At 66.3% G+C, this 17,408-nt stretch carries 16 protein-coding genes; 9 read left to right on the top strand and 7 right to left on the bottom strand.

The window, feature by feature from the left end; genetic code table 11:
- Nucleotides 1-46 precede the first annotated feature (46 nt).
- Both L8F96_RS11345 and clpA read left to right on the top strand, forming a co-directional pair.
- Complete coding sequence (locus L8F96_RS11345; RefSeq protein ID WP_334656031.1) at nucleotides 47-244, top strand: DUF1192 domain-containing protein; 198 nt, start codon at nucleotides 47-49, stop codon at nucleotides 242-244.
- A gap of 131 nt (nucleotides 245-375) precedes the next feature.
- Nucleotides 376-2,694, top strand: a complete 2,319-nt coding sequence (gene clpA / locus L8F96_RS11340) for an ATP-dependent Clp protease ATP-binding subunit ClpA (RefSeq protein WP_145120488.1) — start codon at nucleotides 376-378, stop codon at nucleotides 2,692-2,694.
- A gap of 91 nt (nucleotides 2,695-2,785) precedes the next feature.
- On the opposite strand, the gene L8F96_RS11335 is transcribed toward clpA, so the two are convergent.
- A complete protein-coding gene (locus tag L8F96_RS11335) occupies nucleotides 2,786-3,019 on the bottom strand; it encodes a hypothetical protein (RefSeq protein ID WP_241212575.1) in 234 nt (77 codons plus the stop codon).
- 110 nt (nucleotides 3,020-3,129) lie between these two features.
- Here L8F96_RS11335 and L8F96_RS11330 point away from each other — a divergent pair, with 110 nt between their 5' ends.
- Both L8F96_RS11330 and L8F96_RS11325 read left to right on the top strand, forming a co-directional pair.
- Nucleotides 3,130-5,172 carry a S9 family peptidase gene (locus L8F96_RS11330; protein ID WP_334656030.1) on the top strand — a complete coding sequence of 681 codons (2,043 nt, stop codon included), beginning with the start codon at nucleotides 3,130-3,132 and terminating at the stop codon, nucleotides 5,170-5,172.
- 122 nt (nucleotides 5,173-5,294) lie between these two features.
- Nucleotides 5,295-7,118: an ABCB family ABC transporter ATP-binding protein/permease gene (locus L8F96_RS11325; protein ID WP_334656029.1), complete on the top strand. Its 1,824-nt coding sequence runs from the start codon at nucleotides 5,295-5,297 to the stop codon at nucleotides 7,116-7,118.
- 32 nt (nucleotides 7,119-7,150) lie between these two features.
- Here the strand turns inward: L8F96_RS11325 and L8F96_RS11320 are convergent, their stop codons facing one another.
- On the bottom strand, nucleotides 7,151-7,423 hold the full coding sequence (locus L8F96_RS11320; protein WP_046408459.1) for a GNAT family N-acetyltransferase: 273 nt from the start codon (nucleotides 7,421-7,423) through the stop codon (nucleotides 7,151-7,153).
- A 100-nt stretch (nucleotides 7,424-7,523) separates the two neighbouring features.
- Between L8F96_RS11320 and recQ the strand changes: the two genes are divergently transcribed.
- The 3 genes from recQ to L8F96_RS11305 all read left to right on the top strand — a co-directional run bounded on the left by recQ (nucleotide 7,524) and on the right by L8F96_RS11305 (nucleotide 10,187).
- Entirely contained in the window at nucleotides 7,524-9,287 is a 1,764-nt protein-coding gene (gene recQ / locus L8F96_RS11315; RefSeq protein WP_334656028.1) for a DNA helicase RecQ, read from the top strand.
- A gap of 73 nt (nucleotides 9,288-9,360) precedes the next feature.
- Nucleotides 9,361-9,795 (top strand): protein tyrosine phosphatase family protein, encoded by a 435-nt coding sequence (locus L8F96_RS11310; protein ID WP_046408368.1) that lies wholly within the window; start codon nucleotides 9,361-9,363, stop codon nucleotides 9,793-9,795.
- The gene (locus L8F96_RS11305; protein WP_334656027.1) at nucleotides 9,792-10,187 is read left to right on the top strand and encodes a hypothetical protein; all 396 of its coding nucleotides are present in this window, start codon (nucleotides 9,792-9,794) and stop codon (nucleotides 10,185-10,187) included. Before L8F96_RS11310 ends, L8F96_RS11305 begins: the two co-directional genes overlap by 4 nt.
- Nucleotides 10,188-10,212: 25 nt before the next feature.
- Here L8F96_RS11305 and L8F96_RS11300 read toward each other — a convergent pair whose 3' ends face one another.
- Complete coding sequence (locus L8F96_RS11300; RefSeq protein WP_334656026.1) at nucleotides 10,213-11,481, bottom strand: dipeptidase; 1,269 nt, start codon at nucleotides 11,479-11,481, stop codon at nucleotides 10,213-10,215.
- 311 nt (nucleotides 11,482-11,792) lie between these two features.
- On the opposite strand from L8F96_RS11300, the gene L8F96_RS11295 reads away from it, so the two are divergent.
- Nucleotides 11,793-11,999, top strand: coding sequence for a hypothetical protein (locus L8F96_RS11295; RefSeq protein ID WP_046408461.1), 207 nt, complete (start codon nucleotides 11,793-11,795; stop codon nucleotides 11,997-11,999).
- Between the two features lie 42 nt (nucleotides 12,000-12,041).
- Here L8F96_RS11295 and L8F96_RS11290 read toward each other — a convergent pair whose 3' ends face one another.
- Genes L8F96_RS11290 through L8F96_RS11275 form a run of 4 tightly spaced genes read right to left on the bottom strand, consistent with a single transcriptional unit; the run spans nucleotide 12,042 to nucleotide 16,195 of the window.
- Nucleotides 12,042-13,142 carry an FAD-dependent oxidoreductase gene (locus L8F96_RS11290; RefSeq protein ID WP_334656025.1) on the bottom strand — a complete coding sequence of 367 codons (1,101 nt, stop codon included), beginning with the start codon at nucleotides 13,140-13,142 and terminating at the stop codon, nucleotides 12,042-12,044.
- Entirely contained in the window at nucleotides 13,139-13,540 is a 402-nt protein-coding gene (locus tag L8F96_RS11285) for an acyl-CoA thioesterase (protein WP_125945219.1), read from the bottom strand. The genes L8F96_RS11290 and L8F96_RS11285 overlap by 4 nt, the downstream gene beginning before the upstream one ends.
- Nucleotides 13,537-14,097 (bottom strand): DedA family protein, encoded by a 561-nt coding sequence (locus L8F96_RS11280; protein ID WP_241212573.1) that lies wholly within the window; start codon nucleotides 14,095-14,097, stop codon nucleotides 13,537-13,539. The genes L8F96_RS11285 and L8F96_RS11280 overlap by 4 nt, the downstream gene beginning before the upstream one ends.
- Before the next feature lie 28 nt (nucleotides 14,098-14,125).
- Nucleotides 14,126-16,195, bottom strand: a complete 2,070-nt coding sequence (locus L8F96_RS11275; protein ID WP_334656024.1) for a S9 family peptidase — start codon at nucleotides 16,193-16,195, stop codon at nucleotides 14,126-14,128.
- A gap of 264 nt (nucleotides 16,196-16,459) precedes the next feature.
- Here L8F96_RS11275 and L8F96_RS11270 point away from each other — a divergent pair, with 264 nt between their 5' ends.
- Complete coding sequence (locus L8F96_RS11270) at nucleotides 16,460-17,398, top strand: DUF808 domain-containing protein (RefSeq protein ID WP_145120497.1); 939 nt, start codon at nucleotides 16,460-16,462, stop codon at nucleotides 17,396-17,398.
- Nucleotides 17,399-17,408: the final 10 nt, after the last annotated feature.

The following is a 17,408-nucleotide window of genomic DNA, read 5'->3' as shown; positions in this document are numbered from 1 at the left end:
GCGCGCCTTATTGACTTCGCACCCGCAGCGGTCAACGATGGGGGCTATGGATCTGGATGATATCCTCGGGTCCCGGCCCGACGATCCGCTGACCGCCCTGGTGCGCGAGGATCTCGATCGCCTATCGGTTGCCGAGCTGGAGGCGCGAATCACGGCGCTGGAGGGCGAAATCGCCCGCAGCCGGCGCAAGATCGAACTGGCGTCGAACACGCGCGCCTCTGCGGACGCCTTGTTCAGGCGATGACCGGGCGGGCACCCGCCCGGCGCCACGCCACCTGCCGGTCCCTGACTGCGCTTCTTGATGACGGCCGCCGCAATCACGACATGGTGAGAAAGGGCCAGGCGCCTGCCTGCTGCCCGGTTGGAGTATCCTGAATGCCATCCTTTGCCAGCGCTCTCGAGACCACGCTGCACAAGGCACTCGAGGCCGCGTCGTCCCGGCGCCATGAATATGCCACGCTCGAACACCTGCTGTTCGCGCTCGTCGATGACGAGCATGCCAGCCAGGTGATGACCGCGTGCGGCGTCGACCTTGGCGAACTCAAGACTACCGTCGCGCATTATCTCGATACCGAGCTTGGCGCGCTGAAGGTCGACCAGCAGACCGATCCCTCTCCCACCAGCGGGTTCCAGCGCGTCGTGCAGCGCGCGATCCTGCACGTCCAGTCCTCCGGTCGCGATGAAGTAACCGGCGCGAACGTGCTGGTCGCCTTGTTCTCCGAACGCGAAAGCTATGCCGTTTATTTCCTGCAGCAGCAGGACATGAGCCGCCTCGATGCCGTCAGCTACATCAGCCACGGCGTCGGCAAGGGCGTGTCCGCGCCGGAAGCCGCGACGCCCAAGGGAGCCGAGGACAAGGAAGAGAAGAAGCCAGCCGAGAAGGCCGGCAAGGGTGAAAGCGCGCTCAAGCAGTTCACCGTCGACCTCAATGAAAAGGCGCGTAACGGCAAGGTCGATCCGCTGATCGGTCGCGGCCCGGAGGTCGATCGCACGGTGCAGATCCTGTGCCGCCGGTCGAAGAACAACCCGCTCTATGTGGGCGATCCGGGCGTTGGCAAGACGGCCATTGCGGAAGGCCTCGCGCGCAAGATTGTCGAGGGCGACGTGCCCGACGTGCTGAAGCCCGCCGTCATCTATTCGCTCGACATGGGCGCGCTGCTCGCCGGCACGCGCTATCGCGGCGATTTCGAGGAACGGCTGAAGCAGGTCGTCAATGAGCTCGAGAAGATGCCGCATGCGGTGCTCTTCATCGACGAGATCCACACCGTGATCGGTGCCGGCGCGACCAGCGGCGGCGCGATGGATGCGTCGAACCTGCTGAAGCCGGCGCTGTCGGGCGGCACGATCCGCTGCATCGGCTCCACGACGTACAAGGAGTTCCGCAACCACTTCGAAAAGGATCGCGCGCTGCTGCGCCGGTTCCAGAAGATCGACGTGAACGAGCCGACGATCGAGGATACGATCAAGATCCTCGCCGGCCTGCGCTCGGCGTTCGAGAGCCATCATGACGTCAAATACACGCCCGACGCGATCAAGTCGGCCGTGGAACTGTCGGCGCGTTACATCAACGACCGCAAGCTGCCCGACAAGGCGATCGACGTGATCGACGAAGTCGGGGCGATGCAGATGCTGGTGGCGCCGTCGAAGCGCAAGAAGACGATCACGCCCAAGGAGATCGAGCAGGTCATCGCGACGATGGCCCGCATCCCGCCGAAGAGCGTATCGACGGACGACAAGAAGGTGCTCGAGACGCTCGAGACGGACCTGAAGCGCGTGGTGTTCGGCCAGAACAAGGCGATCGAGAACCTCGCGAGCGCGATCAAGCTGTCACGCGCGGGTCTGCGCGATCCGGAGAAGCCGATCGGCAATTACCTCTTCACCGGCCCCACCGGCGTCGGCAAGACCGAGGTTGCCAAGCAGCTTGCGACGATCATGGGCATCCCGCTCCAGCGGTTCGACATGTCCGAATATATGGAGCGCCATTCGGTCAGCCGGCTGATCGGTGCCCCTCCGGGCTATGTCGGGTTCGACCAGGGCGGCCTGCTGACCGACGCGGTCGATCAGAACCCACATTGCGTGCTGCTGCTCGACGAGATCGAGAAGGCGCATCCGGACCTGTTCAACATCCTGCTTCAGGTGATGGACAACGGCCGCCTGACCGACCAGCACGGCAAGACGGTCGATTTCCGCAACGTCATCCTGATCATGACGACCAATGCGGGCGCGTCCGACATGGCACGCGAGACGCTGGGCTTCGGCAATCTTTCCCGCGAGGGTGAGGACGAGCAGGCCGTGCAGCGGCTGTTCACGCCGGAATTCCGCAACCGTCTCGATGCGATCGTGCCGTTCAGCTACCTGCCGACCGAGGTTGTCGCCCGGGTGGTGGACAAGTTCATCCTTCAGCTGGAGCTTCAGCTGGCGGACCGCGACGTCCACATCAAGCTCGACGACGAGGCGCGCCAGTGGCTCACCACCAAGGGCTATGACAAACTCTATGGCGCGCGCCCGATGGGCCGCCTGATCCAGGAGAAGATCAAGCAGCCGCTGGCCGAGGAACTGCTGTTCGGCAAGCTCGTCCATGGCGGCGAGGTCGTGGTGAAGCTGAAGGACAATGCGCTGACGTTCGAGATCGTCGGCGCGGCGCCCAAGAAGCCGAAGCGCAAGGGCGGCAAGGCCAAGGTCGCCGTCGAATAAACCAGAAGGGCGCCGGTCGATCGACCGGCGCCCTTTCTGATTCCATCTATTTCGCAGAACTGACCGGGCGCTAGGCGCCCTAACGGCGCAATCAGCCCTTCGGCTGCCCCTTGTCCTTGGCAACCCACCGGGGTCCGCTCGCGCGGCACGCCGCGCTGATCACCGGGAACATCAGGTCCGTATTGCGCGCCAGCGCCGCCGGCGCCGCGGCCTGGCACTGTTGCACGGTGGAATAGCGAACCGGGTCGATCCGCGCCTCTGCGCAGCCGGACTGATCGTCCCCGCAGCCCATGATCGCCAGTACGAAATAGATCGGTTGCATCATCGCCTCCACTCCCTGCTGAAACCCGCAAGGCCTTCAAACTGTTCCGTTTGCGCTTGCCGGTGTCCTATGCGCATGACACAGTCGGCCAATAGGTCAGGGGGAGAATCAACATGCGTATCGCGACAAAATTGCTGTTGGGGGCAACAGGCATCGCACTGGCGGCGGCGGCTGTCGCCGCGGGACCATCAGCCACCCGGACGCAGGTGGCGGCGCCGCTGATTGAGCGCACCAAATTGTTCGGCAATCCGGAGAAGACCGGCGGTCAGCTGTCGCCCGACGGCCGGTGGATCAGCTTCATCGCCCCGCGCGATGGCGTGCTCAACGTTTGGGTCGCCCCGGCTGACAATCCCGCCGCGGCCAAGCCGCTGACCGCGGAGAAGACCCGCCCGATCCGCCAGACCTTCTGGGCACCGGATTCGAGCCAGGTGCTGTTCGTCAACGACAAGGGCGGTGACGAGAATTTCCGGCTCTATGGCGTTCCCGTCGTGGGGGGCGAGGCGCGCGATTACACGCCGTTCGAGAAGGTTCGCGTGATCCCGTACGGCCAAAGCAGGACGATCAAGGACCGCGTCCTCATCGGCCTCAACAATCGCGATCCCCGCTGGCACGATGTCCACAGCCTCGACCTCAAGACCGGCAAGCTGACGCTGGTGATGCAGAATGATGGCTATGCCGGCTTCATGGCCGACGATCAGCTAAACATCCGCATCGGCTCTCGCCCGCGCGCCGATGGCGGCGACGACTGGTTCAGGATCGTGGACGGCAAGGCAGAAGCCACCCCGATCCTCTCTTATGGCCTCGACGATAGCGCGACGACCGGTGCGATCGGCTTCACCACCGATGGCAAGACGATCTACTGGGCGGACTCGCGTGATCGTAACACCGGTGCGCTCATGGCACAGGATACCAGCGGCAAGATGACGCTGATCGCCGAGGACCCCCGCGTCGATCTCGCCGACGCCCTGTTCAATCCTAAAACCGGCGTGATCGAGGCTTATCGCGCGGATTATCTCAAGAACGAATATGTGCCCATCGGCGAGGCGGTGAAGGCAGATCTCGCCTTCCTCAAGGCGCAGAACAAGGGTGAGTTCACGATCACCAGCCGCACTGATGCCGACGACAAATGGCTTGTCGCCTTCGATCCGGTGTCCGCCCCTGCCTCCACCTGGGTCTATGATCGCCGCGCCAAGACGCTGAAGCAGCTCTACGTCTCGCGCCCGGCGCTGGTCGGCGCGCCGCTCGTGCCGATGATCCCCACGGTGATCAAGTCGCGCGACGGGCTCGATCTCGTCTCCTATCTGACGCTGCCCAAGGGCGTCGACGCGAATGGCGATGGCAGGGCGGACAAGCCCGTGCCGATGGTGCTGTTCGTCCATGGCGGGCCGTGGGGCCGCGATGGCTACGGCTATAACAGCTATCACCAGTGGCTCGCCAACCGCGGCTATGCGGTGCTCTCGGTGAACTTCCGCGCCTCCACCGGCTTCGGCAAGAAGTTCCTTGCCGCCGGGAACATGGAATGGGGCAAGAAGATGCACGACGACCTGCTCGACGCGGTCGACTGGGCCGTGCGCGAGGGCGTGACGACCAAGGACAAGGTCGCGATCATGGGCGGCTCCTACGGCGGCTATGCGACGCTCGCCGGCCTCGCCTTCACGCCGGATACCTTCGCGTGCGGCGTCGACATCGTCGGCCCGTCGAACCTCAATACCCTGCTCGCCTCAATCCCTGCCTATTGGGAGGCGGGCAAGCAGCAGATGTACCGCCGCATGGGCGATCCCACGACGCCGGAGGGTCAGGCAATCCTGAAGGAACGCTCGCCGCTCTTCGCGGCGGACAAGATCAAGAAGCCGCTGCTGATCGGCCAAGGTGCCAACGATCCGCGCGTCAACGTGCGCGAAAGCGATCAGATCGTCGATGCGATGAAGGCGAAGAACATCCCCGTCACCTATGTCGTCTTCCCGGACGAAGGGCATGGGTTCGCCCGGCCGGTGAACAACATCGCGTTCAACGCGGTGACGGAAAACTTCCTCGCCCCCTGCCTCGGCGGCCGCGCCGAGCCGATCGGCGACGCGCTGCAGGGCTCCACCGCGGAAATCCGCCATGGTGCCAATCATGTGAAGGGTCTTGGCTCCACCCGATCCGCCGCGAGGTAACGCGCCCAGGTCAGCGTAGCGTCAGCGCCGTCACCCCGCAGCGTCGCGGGGTGACGGCTCCTGCGCATCAACCGCGCGTCACCCCATTGCACGCGCCGCTCCGTGCCCCGACATAAGCAACAATGCCACCCATCGACCCGACCGGGAACAGCGCCGAGCGTCCGCTCGGCCCGACGCTGCGCCGCTTCCTCCCCTATCTCTGGCCATCCGACGCGCCGGGCATGAAGCTGCGCGTCGCCGGCGCGATGCTGCTCGTCCTCATGTCGAAACTGGTCCAGGTCTATGGCGCGCCCTTCGCGCTTCAGGGCGCGGTGGACGGCATGGCCACGCTGCCCCGCTCGCCGGCGATGCTCGTGGTGCTGCTCGTCGTGGGGTACGCCGCGGCGCGGTTCGGCACCACGCTGTTCGACAATCTGCGCAACACGGTGTTCGAACGTGTCGGGCAGGAGGCGACGCGCCGCCTCGCCAGCCAGGTGTTCCGCCACCTCCATGATCTGTCGCTTCGCTTCCATCTCGAACGGCGCACCGGCGCGGTCACCAAGGTCGTCGAACGCGGCACCAAGAGCATCGATACGATGCTCTACTTCCTCCTGTTCAACATCGCGCCGACCATCCTTGAACTGACGCTGGTCCTCGGCATCTTCTGGGTGAAGTTCGGCTGGCCGCTCGTCGCCGGTACCCTGGTGATGGTGGTCGTCTACATCTGGTTCACCCGAAAGGTGACCGACTGGCGCGCCAGCCTGCGCCAGCGGATGAACGATCTCGACACCGGCGCGGTCGCCCACGCGGTCGATTCGCTGCTGAACTTCGAAACGGTGAAATATTTCGGCGCCGAGGATCGGGAGGCCCGCCGCTACGATGCCGCGATGCAGGCCTATGCCACCGCCGCGGTGAAGTCCGAAAACAGCCTCGCCTGGCTCAATATCGGCCAGGCCGCGATCACCAATCTGATGCTCGGCGCTGGCATGGCCTTTGTCGTATGGGGCTGGTCTGACGGCCGCTTCTCCGCCGGCGACGTGGTGCTCGTCTCGACGCTGCTGTCGCAGCTGTTCCGCCCGCTCGACCTCCTCGGCATGGTCTATCGAACGATCCGCCAGGGCGTGATCGACATGGGCGCGATGTTCGATCTGGTCGACACCCCGTCGGAGGTGGTCGATCCCCCTGGCGCCCGCCCGCTCCGCGTCGGCCCGGGGCATCTGCGCTTCGAGGATGTCCGCTTCGGCTATGAGCCCGGGCGCGATATCCTGAAGGGCATCACGCTCGACATTCCGGCCGGCAGCACCGTTGCGGTCGTCGGCCCGTCCGGCGCCGGCAAGTCGACGCTCGCGCGGCTGCTGTATCGCTTCTACGATCTGACCGGCGGCCGCATCACCATCGACGGGCAGGATATCGCCACGGTCACCCAGGCCAGCCTGCGCAGCGCGATCGGCATCGTGCCGCAGGATACGGTGCTGTTCAACGACACGATCGGCTACAATATCGCCTACGGCCGTGAAGGCGCCGACGACGCCGATATCCGCGCCGCCGCGCGCGGGGCGGCGATCGCCGGCTTCATCGAGGCGCAGCCCGGCGGCTATGACACGCGCGTCGGCGAGCGTGGGCTGAAGCTTTCGGGTGGCGAAAAGCAGCGCGTGGCGATCGCCCGCACCCTGCTCAAGAACCCGCCGGTCCTGATCCTCGACGAGGCGACCTCGGCACTCGACAGCCGGACGGAAGCGGACATCATGGCGACGCTGGAGGCGATCGAGCGTGGTCGCACCACCATCGTCATCGCCCACCGCCTTTCGACTGTCGTCCACGCCGACAAGATCGTCGTGCTTGAGGCCGGCCGTGTGACCGAACAGGGCACGCATGACGAATTGCTCCGCGCCGGCGGCACCTATGCCGAACTATGGGCGCGTCAGGCGAGCGAGCGGCAGGCGGCGGAGGTCGAAACCGCCGACTGATCTACTATTGATCTGTTGTCGGGCGCGCGCGATCAGGCGACCAGATCGCGATATTCGGGATGCCGGCGGATGAATGCTGCCACGAACGTGCATTGCGGCACCACCTTCAGCCCCTGGTCGCGCGCGCTGTCCAGCGCGGCGCGGATCAGCTTGGATGCAACGCCCCGCCCCTCGATCTCTGCCGGGACGTGCGTGTGGGTGAAGACGATCCGCTCGCCCTCGCGCTGATAGGCGGCCAGCGCGCGATGGCCGCCGACGTCCAGTTCGAATTCCTGTTCGGCACGATTGTCGCGGACCTTGTTCATGCCCCGCATGTAATGCGTCGCGCGGCGGGGTAAACTGCTGCGGATCAAGCGGCGCCATCGCGGTTGCCGCCCCCGCCCGGCACGCGTAGAGCCACGGCGAATGGCCGCCGACCCCGTTTCCGTCCTCCAGAAGCTGTTTGGTTTCCCCGATTTCCGCGGTGTTCAGCGCCAGGTGGTCGATCGCGTGCTGGCCGGCCAATCGACGCTTGCCGTGATGCCCACCGGCGCCGGCAAGTCGCTGACCTATCAGCTGCCCGCCACCATGCTCGACGGCACCTGCATCGTCGTCTCCCCGCTCATCGCGCTGATGCACGATCAGCTGCGCGCGGCCGAGGCGGTGGGCATCCGCGCCGCCACCCTCACCAGCGTCGATGAGAACAAGGCAGAGACTCGCGGCCGTTTCCTCGATGGCGATCTCGACCTCCTCTACATCGCGCCCGAACGCGCCTCGACGGCCGATTTCCGCGACCTGCTCGAACGCGGCCGGGTCGCCTTGTTCGCGATCGACGAGGCGCATTGCGTCAGCGAATGGGGGCATGATTTCCGCCCCGATTACCGCCTGCTGCGCCCGCTGCTCGATCGCTATCCCGATGTGCCGCGGCTCGCGCTCACAGCGACGGCGGACGAACATACCCGCGCCGACATCCTCGATCAGCTCGGCATCCCGACAGAAGGGATGATCGTCGCCGGTTTCGACCGGCCCAACATCCGCTATTCGATCTCGCCGCGCGACAATACGACGCGCCAGATCGCCGATGTCATCCGCGACACGCCGGGCCCGGGCATCGTCTATGCCCAGACCCGCGCGGGTACCGAGAAGCTCGCCGCCACGCTGCGCGAGGCGACCGGCCGCCCGGTGCGCGCCTATCACGCCGGGCTCGATCCCGAGATTCGCCGCCGCAATCAGGCCGCCTTCGTCGCGAGCGAGGACATGGTGATCGTGGCGACCGTCGCTTTCGGCATGGGGATCGACAAGCCCGACGTCCGCTTCGTCGCGCACGCCGGCCTGCCCAAGTCGATCGAGGCTTATTATCAGGAAACCGGCCGCGCCGGTCGCGATGGCGATCCGGCGGTCGCGCACCTGTTCTGGGGCGCGGAGGATTTCGCCCGCGCGCGACAGCGCATCGCGGAGGTCGAGCCGCAGCGCCAGCCGGGGGAACGCCAGCGGCTCAACGCGCTCGGCGCCCTCGCCGAAACCGCCGGTTGTCGCCGTCGCATCCTTCTCGCCCATTTCGGGGAGAGCCCGCCGGCGACCTGCGGCAATTGCGACAATTGCCTGTCGCCCCCCAATGCGATCGACGCGACGGAAACCGCGCGCAAATATCTCTCCGCCGTCTTCCGCACCGGCCAAAGCTATGGCGCGACCTATGTCGAGGAAGTGCTGACCGGTAAATCCTCCGAACGCAGCCTGATGAACGGGCATGAGGCGCTGTCGGTGTGGAGCATCGTCGACGGCGAGGAGGCGGCCATGCTCAAGCCGGTCGGCCGCGCGCTGCTGCTGCGCGACGCGTTGCGCACCAATCCGCATGGCGGGCTGGAATTCGGCCCCGCCGCGCGCGGGCTGATCAAGGGCGAGGATACGCTCAAACTCGTCATCCCGCCCAAGCGCGCCCGCCGTCGCCGCGGCGATCAGGCGGCCGATCCGGTCAACGACCCGCTGTTCGAGGCATTGCGCACCTGCCGGCGCGAACTTGCGCAGGAGGCCGGCGTGCCGCCCTATGTGATCTTCCACGATTCGGTGCTGCGCGAGATGGCGGCGACCCGCCCCGCCAGCCTCTCGGCGCTCGGCCGCCTGACCGGCGTGGGACAGCGAAAGCTCGATGCCTATGGAGAACCGTTCCTGCGCGTGATCCGCGAGCATTGAGCCGCTGAAAAAGCCGTGGATAACGCGCCGGCGCTGGTTCTCCCGTGCGCGAAGCTGCGCTATCGCTGGCGCCATGCTCGATATCCGCCGCATCGACGACCGCATCTCGGTCGCCCCGCAGATCGCCCCTGAGGACATTCCGGCGATCAAGGCCGCCGGCTTCGCGGCGATCGTCAACAATCGGCCCGATGGCGAAGAGGACGGGCAGCCGACCGGCGACGCGATCCGTGCTGCGGCCGAGGATCAGGGCCTGGCCTATACCGCCATCCCGGTCACTCACGCCGGCTTCTCGATGCCGCAGGTCACGGCGATGATCGACGCGCTCGGCGCCGCCAATGGCCCGGTGCTCGCTTACTGCCGGTCGGGCACCCGGTCGTGCAACCTGTGGGCGCTGGCGCAGGCTGGCCTCGGCGGTGACCCGGACGAACTGACACAGCAGGCGCGCGGCGCCGGCTATGATCTCTCCGCCCTTCGTCCGCTGATGGACGCGGTCGCGCCACCCAGATGATCTGGGTCGTGGCGGGCGCAGCGGGGGCTGCGCTGGCCGGGCTGGGGGCGCTGATCATGTGGCTGCTGCACCGTGGGGGCGGGCAGCGGCTGACCACACCCGAGCAGGCGTTGTCCGCATCGGCAGAGCTCCTCACCGACTTCGCGCCGGTGTCCGCCGTGCTTGGCGATGACGGGCAGGCCGCGTTGATCGTCGGCGATGGCCGGCGCGTCGCGGTGCTCAAGGTGCGCGGAAAAGGCGCTGCCGCCCGGGAGGTCGAATGGCGCGACGTTCAAGCCACGCGTGAGGGGTTGCGCGTCGCGACGCGCGACTGGCGGCTCGGCACGATCCTGATCCTGGGCGTCGACAATCTCGACGTCCGCCGCCTCGCGCCGCAGCTGCGGCGCCCCTAGGCGGCGGCTCCGTCTCCCTCCCGACTTAGTCGGTCGCGGTCGCGTCGACCGGCTTCATCGCCTTCTGGCTGGCGGCGACCGCCTCCACCCGCTCCATCACGCGCAGCACGTTGCCCTGCGCCAGCGCACCAAGCTCCGCGTCGGTCCAGCCGCGCCGCGCCAGTTCCGCGAACAGTCGCGGATAGCCGTCCACCCCGGTCATGTCCGCCGGTGCCGTACCGCCGATCCCGTCATAGTCGCCGCCTATCCCGACCGCGCCCTTGCCGGCGACGCGCGCGATATGCTCGACATGGTCGGCGACGTTGGCGGCGGTGACATGCGGCATCGGGTTCGCCGCGTCCCAGGCGACCATCGGCGCCGGTGCCTTCGGCCCGTACACATCCGTGGCCAGCCCCTGCGCCTTGCCGAACTCGGATCGCTTGCGATCCCACGCGCGCCATTCCTCCGAGACGAAGGCCGGGTACACGTTGACCATCACGACCCCGCCCGCCTGGCCGATCCGCGCGAGCAGATCGTCGGGAATGTTACGCGGCACGTCCGCCACCGCGCGCGCGCCGGAGTGCGAGGCGATCACCGGCGCCTTGGTGATGTCCAGCACCGCCGCCATCGTCGCGTCCGACACATGGCTGACGTCGACGATCATGCCGATGCGGTTCATCTCCGCCACGACCGATCGGCCGAAATCGGTCAGCCCGTTGGCGCGCGGCGCATCGGTCGATGAATCCGCCCAGCTCAGGCTCTTGCCATGCGTCAGCGTCATATAGCCGACGCCCAGCTCCTTCATCTGGCGCAGCACGGACAGGCGGCCGTCGATCTGGTGCCCGCCCTCGATCCCGATCATCGAGGCGATCCGCCCCGCCTTCTGCGCCGCGCGCGCTTCGGCCGCGGTGGTGACCAGCGCAAAGGCGTCCGGATTCGCCGCCGCCACCCGGCGCACGATGTCGATCTGCTCCAGCGTCATCTCGACGGCGCGCGGCCCGGTGGTGGTCGCCGGGATCCACACCGACCAGAACTGCCCGCCCACGCCGCCGCGCCGCAACCGCGGGATATCGGTCTGCAAGGGATAGGGCAGCGTGGAGGTATCGCGCATCAGATCGACCTGCTCGACCTTGCCGTCATGCCGGTCGCGGATTTCCCAGGCGAGATCGTTGTGCCCGTCGATCACCGGATAGCGCTGCAGCAAGCGGGTGATCCGCGCCGGAACCTCGGCCGTTACGGGGCTAGTCGCGGCCGGCGTGGAGGGCATGGAAGCTGTGGCTGCCTGGGCGACAAACAGAAGGGCAATCAGCGACATGGCATCTCCGGACGTAGCGGGCCGTGCAGGAACCATCCGCCAGCCCGCATGTTGTGGGGTGAGGCCCGGAGAAAACCGGACCGCTTGATGGTCTGCGAAAGCGGCCATTGGTGCAAGTGATAAACCAGCCTCGTCGCATCCCCGCGGCGGGGTTTCCTTGTCTGCAATAACAAGACGGAGAGTAATAGAAGATTACGCTTCAGCAACAAGTAACACAGCTTTCATGCGCTTAACGGTTGATTATTAATGTGGTTGATTTCGCACTCCCGGCAGAAGGGCTATGTCGGAAGTCGGGAGATGGAGTGAGTTTCGTGGACGACGACAAGGAATATTACTACCGCCGCGCCGAGTCGGAGCTCGAAATGGCGCAGCGGACCGAAAATCCCGAGGCGGTGAAGGCTCATTACACTTTGGCCGGCTATTATCTCGACAAGGTGTACAATGATGATGCCGCCGCCATCGTGGCTTCCGGAGAGGCCGCCATCAACACCACCCCGCCGGGCGCTTCGCTAAGCTAGGACGGGTGGGTCACGCGCCGGGCACATCGGCTGCCCGGCTCTTCACGCGCGGCATCGAAATCCCGTGAAGAACGCCGCGTGCCGCGCCAGGATAGTGTCGATATCCCCCGGCTGGGGCTCCGCCGCACTTTCCCCATGTTCGAACGTGCCGCCGCAGATGATCCCGTCCGGGCGCGGGAACATATATCCCATCCGGCCGCCGAAAGCGTAATTCACCTCGGGCTGCGGCAGCAGGACGGCCAGCTGCCCGCGCACGGGGATCATCTCCGCATCACCGAACAGCGCGGCCGCGCCCAGCCCCGTGCAATTGAAGATCAACCGCTCTGGCAACCGCGCCAGGTCCGCAGGCGTGGCAAAATCGCGAATGACGATGCGGCCGCCGGCAATCCGCACATCCTGTTCCAGCTTGCGCAGCAACCGACCCGTCTCGGCATACATCGTGTCGAACCGGATGACGTGGCCGCCAACGGGAAAGGGATGCTCCGCCGCATCGAGGTAGCGCAGACCGGGCATGTAGCGCTCCAGCGCGCGTGCCTGCCCCGGCGGGGTGCGCGTCTGCTGATAGGTGGGCACCCAGCGGATGCCGTAATCCTCGCCGACCATGATCTGGAACCGGCGCCAGCTATAGTCCAGCGCCCGGGCATATTGTGCGCGCCATTGGGACGTCACCGCATCGTCCGCGAAATGGCTCGCCGGTTCCCATTGCCCGCCCGCGATATTGGACGTCGTCTCGGGCGGTAGCGCCTTGGTGTAGAGCGTCACCGGATAGCCGGCTTCCTGGCACAGCCGCGCGGTGGTGAGGCCCATGATCCCGGCACCGATCACCGCCACGCCTCCGTGATGGCCGGGCAGCCCCAGATCCACCGCCAGCCGCGATGTGCCCCAGGACAGGGTGATGCCCGCGCCGCCGTGGCCGTAATTGTGCACCACGCGCTTGTCACCCAGCGTGTCTGCGCGGACCACGAACCCGCTCGAACGATAGGGCCTGAGGCCGGCAATGGTGCGGATCACGCGGTCCGGTGCCACCCGGACCGGCGCCAGGCAGGCCGTTGCTGGCGCCGCAATCGGGCGCGTCCGTGTCGTGGCACATCCCGGAAGGATCAGCGGGGCGGCGGCAAGGACCGCGCGGCGATCCAGCGTCACGCCGGCCCGTCGCTTCGGAATGGCGCGGCAACTTCGTCACGTACCCGCAGCAGCCGCCCGCTCGCCCGGTCGAGCAGCGCCCAGGTGGTCACGCCTTCCACCAGCGCCCGGCCGTCGGCGCTGGTGAAACGGAAATGCCGGTTGAACCGCGCGCCCCGCGGCGGCTCGGGCACCCATGTCTCGCCCGTCGCCTGCTGCCCCTCCGCCAGATTGCCGCGATAATCGATCTCGTGCCGGGTCACGACCCACACATGCGCCGCGCGCTGCTCCTCTGGCGCGACCGCCTCCCAATGCGCCACCGCCAGGTCCTGGATCCAGCGCACCCACACGGCATTGTTAACATGGCCCAGCTCGTCGATGTCGGCCGCATCGGCGACAAAGGTCTTGGTAAAGGTCATCGCTTTCGCCACCATCGCAGGATCTGGAACAGCACGAATATACCGCCCAGCACCGCCACGCCCATCAGCAGCGTTTCTCGACTGGGCCGCAGTCGCCCGGCCAGTTCCGTCACCGCCTCGCCAAACCAATAGCCGAGCGCCGTGAACAGGCTCGCCCAAACCGTCGCGGCGATCGCGTTGATCACCAGGAAGGTCGATGCCGGCACCTGGCTGGTCCCTATCGCGATCGGGCTGACGGTGCGGAACCCGTACAGGAAGCGGAAACCGAAGATGAAACTGGTGGGATAGCGTTCCAGCAGGCGCAACGCCTTGGCAAAGGCGCGCTTCTGCGTCCAGCGCTGCACCGTCGGACTGTCGCGATAGCGCCGGCCCGCGGCGAAGAAGAACTGGTCCGACAGGAAGGAGCCCGCGGCCGCCCCGACAAAGGCGAACTGCCAGTGCAACAGGCCCTGGTGCGACAGCAGACCACCGGCGAGCACTGCCGTCTCACCTTCGAGCATCGCGCCCAGGAACACCGCGACGGCTCCCCATTGCGCGATGATCGATTCAAACGTCACGTGCGAACGGCCCCGCGCACCGTGCGGCTCACTCTTCCACCCCCAGCTGCCACAGCACGAAGGCATGTTCCTCCGCCGCCTCGCGAAGGCTTTCGAACCGCCCTGATTTGCCGCCATGCCCCGCGCCCATGTTGGTCTTGAGCAGCAGGATGTTGTTATCGGTCTTGGTCGCGCGCAGCTTGGCGGCCCATTTCGCCGGCTCCCAGTAGGTCACGCGCGGATCGTTGAGCCCGCCGGAAATGAACAGCGGCGGATAATCCTGCGCCCGGACATTGTCATACGGGCTGTAGCTGCGGATCAGCTGGAACGCGGCCGGGTCGGTGATCGGATTGCCCCATTCGGGCCATTCGCCCGGCGTCAGTGGCAGGCTTTCGTCCATCATCGTGTTCAGCACGTCGACGAACGGCACGTCGGCAATCACCGCGCCCCAGAGTTCAGGATCGGAATTGACCACCGCACCCATCAGCTCGCCGCCGGCCGATCGCCCGGCGATCGCGATCCGCCCCTCGCTGGTCCACTTCCCATCGATCAGCCCGCGGGCGACATCGACGAAATCGGTAAAGGTGTTGGTCCGCTTCGCCAGCTTGCCGTCATGGTACCATTGCTGCCCCAGGTCGTCGCCGCCGCGGATATGCGCGATGGCATAGGCGAAGCCGCGATCGAGCAGGCTCAGCCGCCCGGTGGAGAAGCCCGGCGGGATCGCATGGCCATAGGCACCATAGGCATAAAGGAACAACGGCCGGCTGCCATCGCGTGGGAAGTCGGCCGGATAGACGATCGACACCGGCACCTCGGTGCCATCGCGCGCCGTGATGTGCAGCCGCTCGGTGCGATATTTGCCCGCCTCATAGCCGGACGGGATCTCCTGCACCTTCAGCACGGTCAGCCCGCGTGTCGCGGTATCGTAATCGTACACGGTGCCCGGCGTGACCATCGATTCATAGCCTACGCGCAGCACCGTCTGGTCATATTCGGGATTGTCCCCCAGCCCGGCGGCATAGCTCGCCTCGGGGAAATTGATCCGCTCCGCCACGGTTGGCGCGTCGTAGCGGTGGATCGCCACCTGATCGAGGCCGTCCTCGCGCCCCTCCACCACGAAGAAGTCGCGATAGCATTCGACGCCCGTCATGTAGAAATGGCGGCTCGCCCCGATCAGCTCGGTCCATTCGCCGGGCGCACTGATCGGCGCGGTAACCAGCCGCCACATCGGGTCCACGTCATTGGTGTGGATGAACAGCGTGTCGCCATGCGTGTCGACGTCATATTCCCGCCCCGACTGGCGCGGCGCGACCATGATCGGCTCGGCCAGCGGATTGTCCGCCGGCAGCAGGCGAACCTCGCTCGTCACATGGTCGCCCGTCGCGATCACGATCCAGCGCCGGTCGCTCGTCTCCGCCACGGCGACGCGATAACCCTCGTCATCCTCGTGGTAGAGCTCGACATCCTCGACCGGATCGGTGCCCAGCCGGTGAAGCCGCGCATTGTCCGTCCGCCATTCCTTGTTGGCGAGGCCGTAGAGAAACGCGCTGTCATCCGCGGTCCACACGATGTCCGACAGCATCCCCGGGATCGTGTCGGGCAGCAGCGCGCCGGTGGCCAGATCCTTCACATGGATGGTGAAACGCTCGGACCCATTATCGTCGATGGCGTAGGCCAGCTTCATGCCGTCGTTCGACACGGCGAACGCGCCCAGCCGGAAATACTCCTTCCCCGCCGCCAGCGCCGTTTCATCCAGCAGCAGCTCGTCGGCGCTGCCATCGTCGGGCGCACCGACCGGGCGGCGCCACCATTTGCGATACTCGCCGCCCGTCTCGAATGCGGTCCAATACAGCCAGTCGCCATCCTTCTGCGGCACGGAGGATTCATCCTCCTTGATGCGCGCCTTCATCTCTTCAAACAGCCGGTCGACCAGCGGCCGGTGCGGTGCCATCGCCTGCTCGAAATAGGCGTTCTCCGCCTCCAGATAGGCGAGCACGTCCTTGTCGCTGACGTCAGGATAATTGGCGTCCTTCAGCCACGCCCAGGGATCCTCGATGGTGACCCCGTGGGCGGTGAAGGAGTGCGGACGAGTGGCGGCGATCGGCGGGGAAATCGTCATGTCGCTTCCTTAACCCGCATCGGGCCGAAGTCGATGCCAACGGGTTGCGATGCAATTTATGCAACCGGTTACAATCAACTTTGCACTTGCGGCGAATCATGCTGCAGTGCACAAGCATCAGGCCTTTCAGGCATCCTCTCCTAAAAACTTTCATGGCCGACCCCTCCGGGGGTCGGCCTTTTTTCTTTGTGCCGCGTTCATCCGCCCCTTGCCGCTGTGCGCGTTCGCCCATAGCGGCAGCTTGGGTTTGAAGGATCAGATCAGATGGCTGGTGGCCTCGTTGCGTTGCTTGATGACATTGCGGCGCTGGCGAAGCTCGCCGCCGCCAGCCTGGACGACGTCGCCGGCGCCTCGGCAAAGGCCGGGACCAAGGCCGTGGGCGTCGTCATCGACGACACCGCGGTCACCCCGCGCTACGTCACCGGGCTCAGCCCCGCGCGCGAACTGCCAATCATCTGGAAGATCGCGCTGGGCTCCATCCGCAACAAGCTGATCCTGCTCCTGCCCGCGGCACTCCTGCTGTCGGCCTTCGCGCCATGGGCAATCACCCCGATCCTGATGGCGGGCGGCACCTTCCTGTGCTTCGAGGGCGCGGAAAAGGTGATCGAGGCGCTGACCGGCGCGCACCATGGCGACGAAGCCGTCGCGGTGACCGATCCCAAACAGCTGGAGGATCGTCAGGTGTCGGGCGCCATCCGCACCGACCTCATCCTCTCCGGTGAGATCATGGCCATCGCCCTGTCTGAACTGGCCGATCAGACGATCGTCAACCAGGCGATCGCGCTTGCGCTCGTCGGCCTCGCCATCACCGTCGGCGTCTATGGCGTCGTCGCGCTGATCGTGAAGATGGACGACATCGGCCTCGCATTGGCAGAGCGGGAGGGCAGCGGCACGCGCGCGATCGGCCGGGGGCTGGTCTCGGCGATGCCCGTTGTCCTGAAATGGCTCGGCATCATCGGCACGGCGGCGATGCTGTGGGTCGGCGGCCAGATCATCGTCCACGGCCTGCACGAATTTCACCTGACGCCGATCCCCGGCTGGATCGAGCACGCCGCCGAAGCCGCGCGCCACGCCGTTCCCGGTGCCGGGGGCGTCGCCTCCTGGATCGTCAACGCCGCCCTCTCGGCGGTGTTCGGCATCATCGTCGGCGCGATCGTCGCCGGCGTGCTTCACCTCCTGCCCAGGAAGGCCGCCAAGCACTGATAGCGCTGGC

Origin of the sequence: Sphingomonas panaciterrae (assembly GCF_036890205.1) — a bacterium.
Lineage (GTDB): Bacteria > Pseudomonadota > Alphaproteobacteria > Sphingomonadales > Sphingomonadaceae > Sphingomonas > Sphingomonas panaciterrae.
The sequence above is the reverse complement of the archived record's forward strand: the minus strand, read 5'-3'. Positions and strand labels throughout refer to the sequence as shown.

What these genes read in the sequence shown, in the direction of transcription:
- L8F96_RS11335 (WP_241212575.1), bottom strand. Translation starts at nt 3,019, where the DNA reads ATGATGCAACCGATCTATTTCGTACTGGCGATCATGGGCTGCGGGGAC.
- clpA (WP_145120488.1), top strand. Translation starts at nt 376, where the DNA reads ATGCCATCCTTTGCCAGCGCTCTCGAGACCACGCTGCACAAGGCACTC.
- L8F96_RS11325 (WP_334656029.1), top strand. Translation starts at nt 5,295, where the DNA reads ATGCCACCCATCGACCCGACCGGGAACAGCGCCGAGCGTCCGCTCGGC.
- L8F96_RS11345 (WP_334656031.1), top strand. Translation starts at nt 47, where the DNA reads ATGGATCTGGATGATATCCTCGGGTCCCGGCCCGACGATCCGCTGACC.
- L8F96_RS11310 (WP_046408368.1), top strand. Translation starts at nt 9,361, where the DNA reads ATGCTCGATATCCGCCGCATCGACGACCGCATCTCGGTCGCCCCGCAG.
- L8F96_RS11275 (WP_334656024.1), bottom strand. Translation starts at nt 16,195, where the DNA reads ATGACGATTTCCCCGCCGATCGCCGCCACTCGTCCGCACTCCTTCACC.
- L8F96_RS11320 (WP_046408459.1), bottom strand. Translation starts at nt 7,423, where the DNA reads ATGAACAAGGTCCGCGACAATCGTGCCGAACAGGAATTCGAACTGGAC.
- L8F96_RS11300 (WP_334656026.1), bottom strand. Translation starts at nt 11,481, where the DNA reads ATGTCGCTGATTGCCCTTCTGTTTGTCGCCCAGGCAGCCACAGCTTCC.
- L8F96_RS11270 (WP_145120497.1), top strand. Translation starts at nt 16,460, where the DNA reads ATGGCTGGTGGCCTCGTTGCGTTGCTTGATGACATTGCGGCGCTGGCG.
- L8F96_RS11330 (WP_334656030.1), top strand. Translation starts at nt 3,130, where the DNA reads ATGCGTATCGCGACAAAATTGCTGTTGGGGGCAACAGGCATCGCACTG.
- recQ (WP_334656028.1), top strand. Translation starts at nt 7,524, where the DNA reads ATGGCCGCCGACCCCGTTTCCGTCCTCCAGAAGCTGTTTGGTTTCCCC.
- L8F96_RS11285 (WP_125945219.1), bottom strand. Translation starts at nt 13,540, where the DNA reads ATGACCTTTACCAAGACCTTTGTCGCCGATGCGGCCGACATCGACGAG.
- L8F96_RS11305 (WP_334656027.1), top strand. Translation starts at nt 9,792, where the DNA reads ATGATCTGGGTCGTGGCGGGCGCAGCGGGGGCTGCGCTGGCCGGGCTG.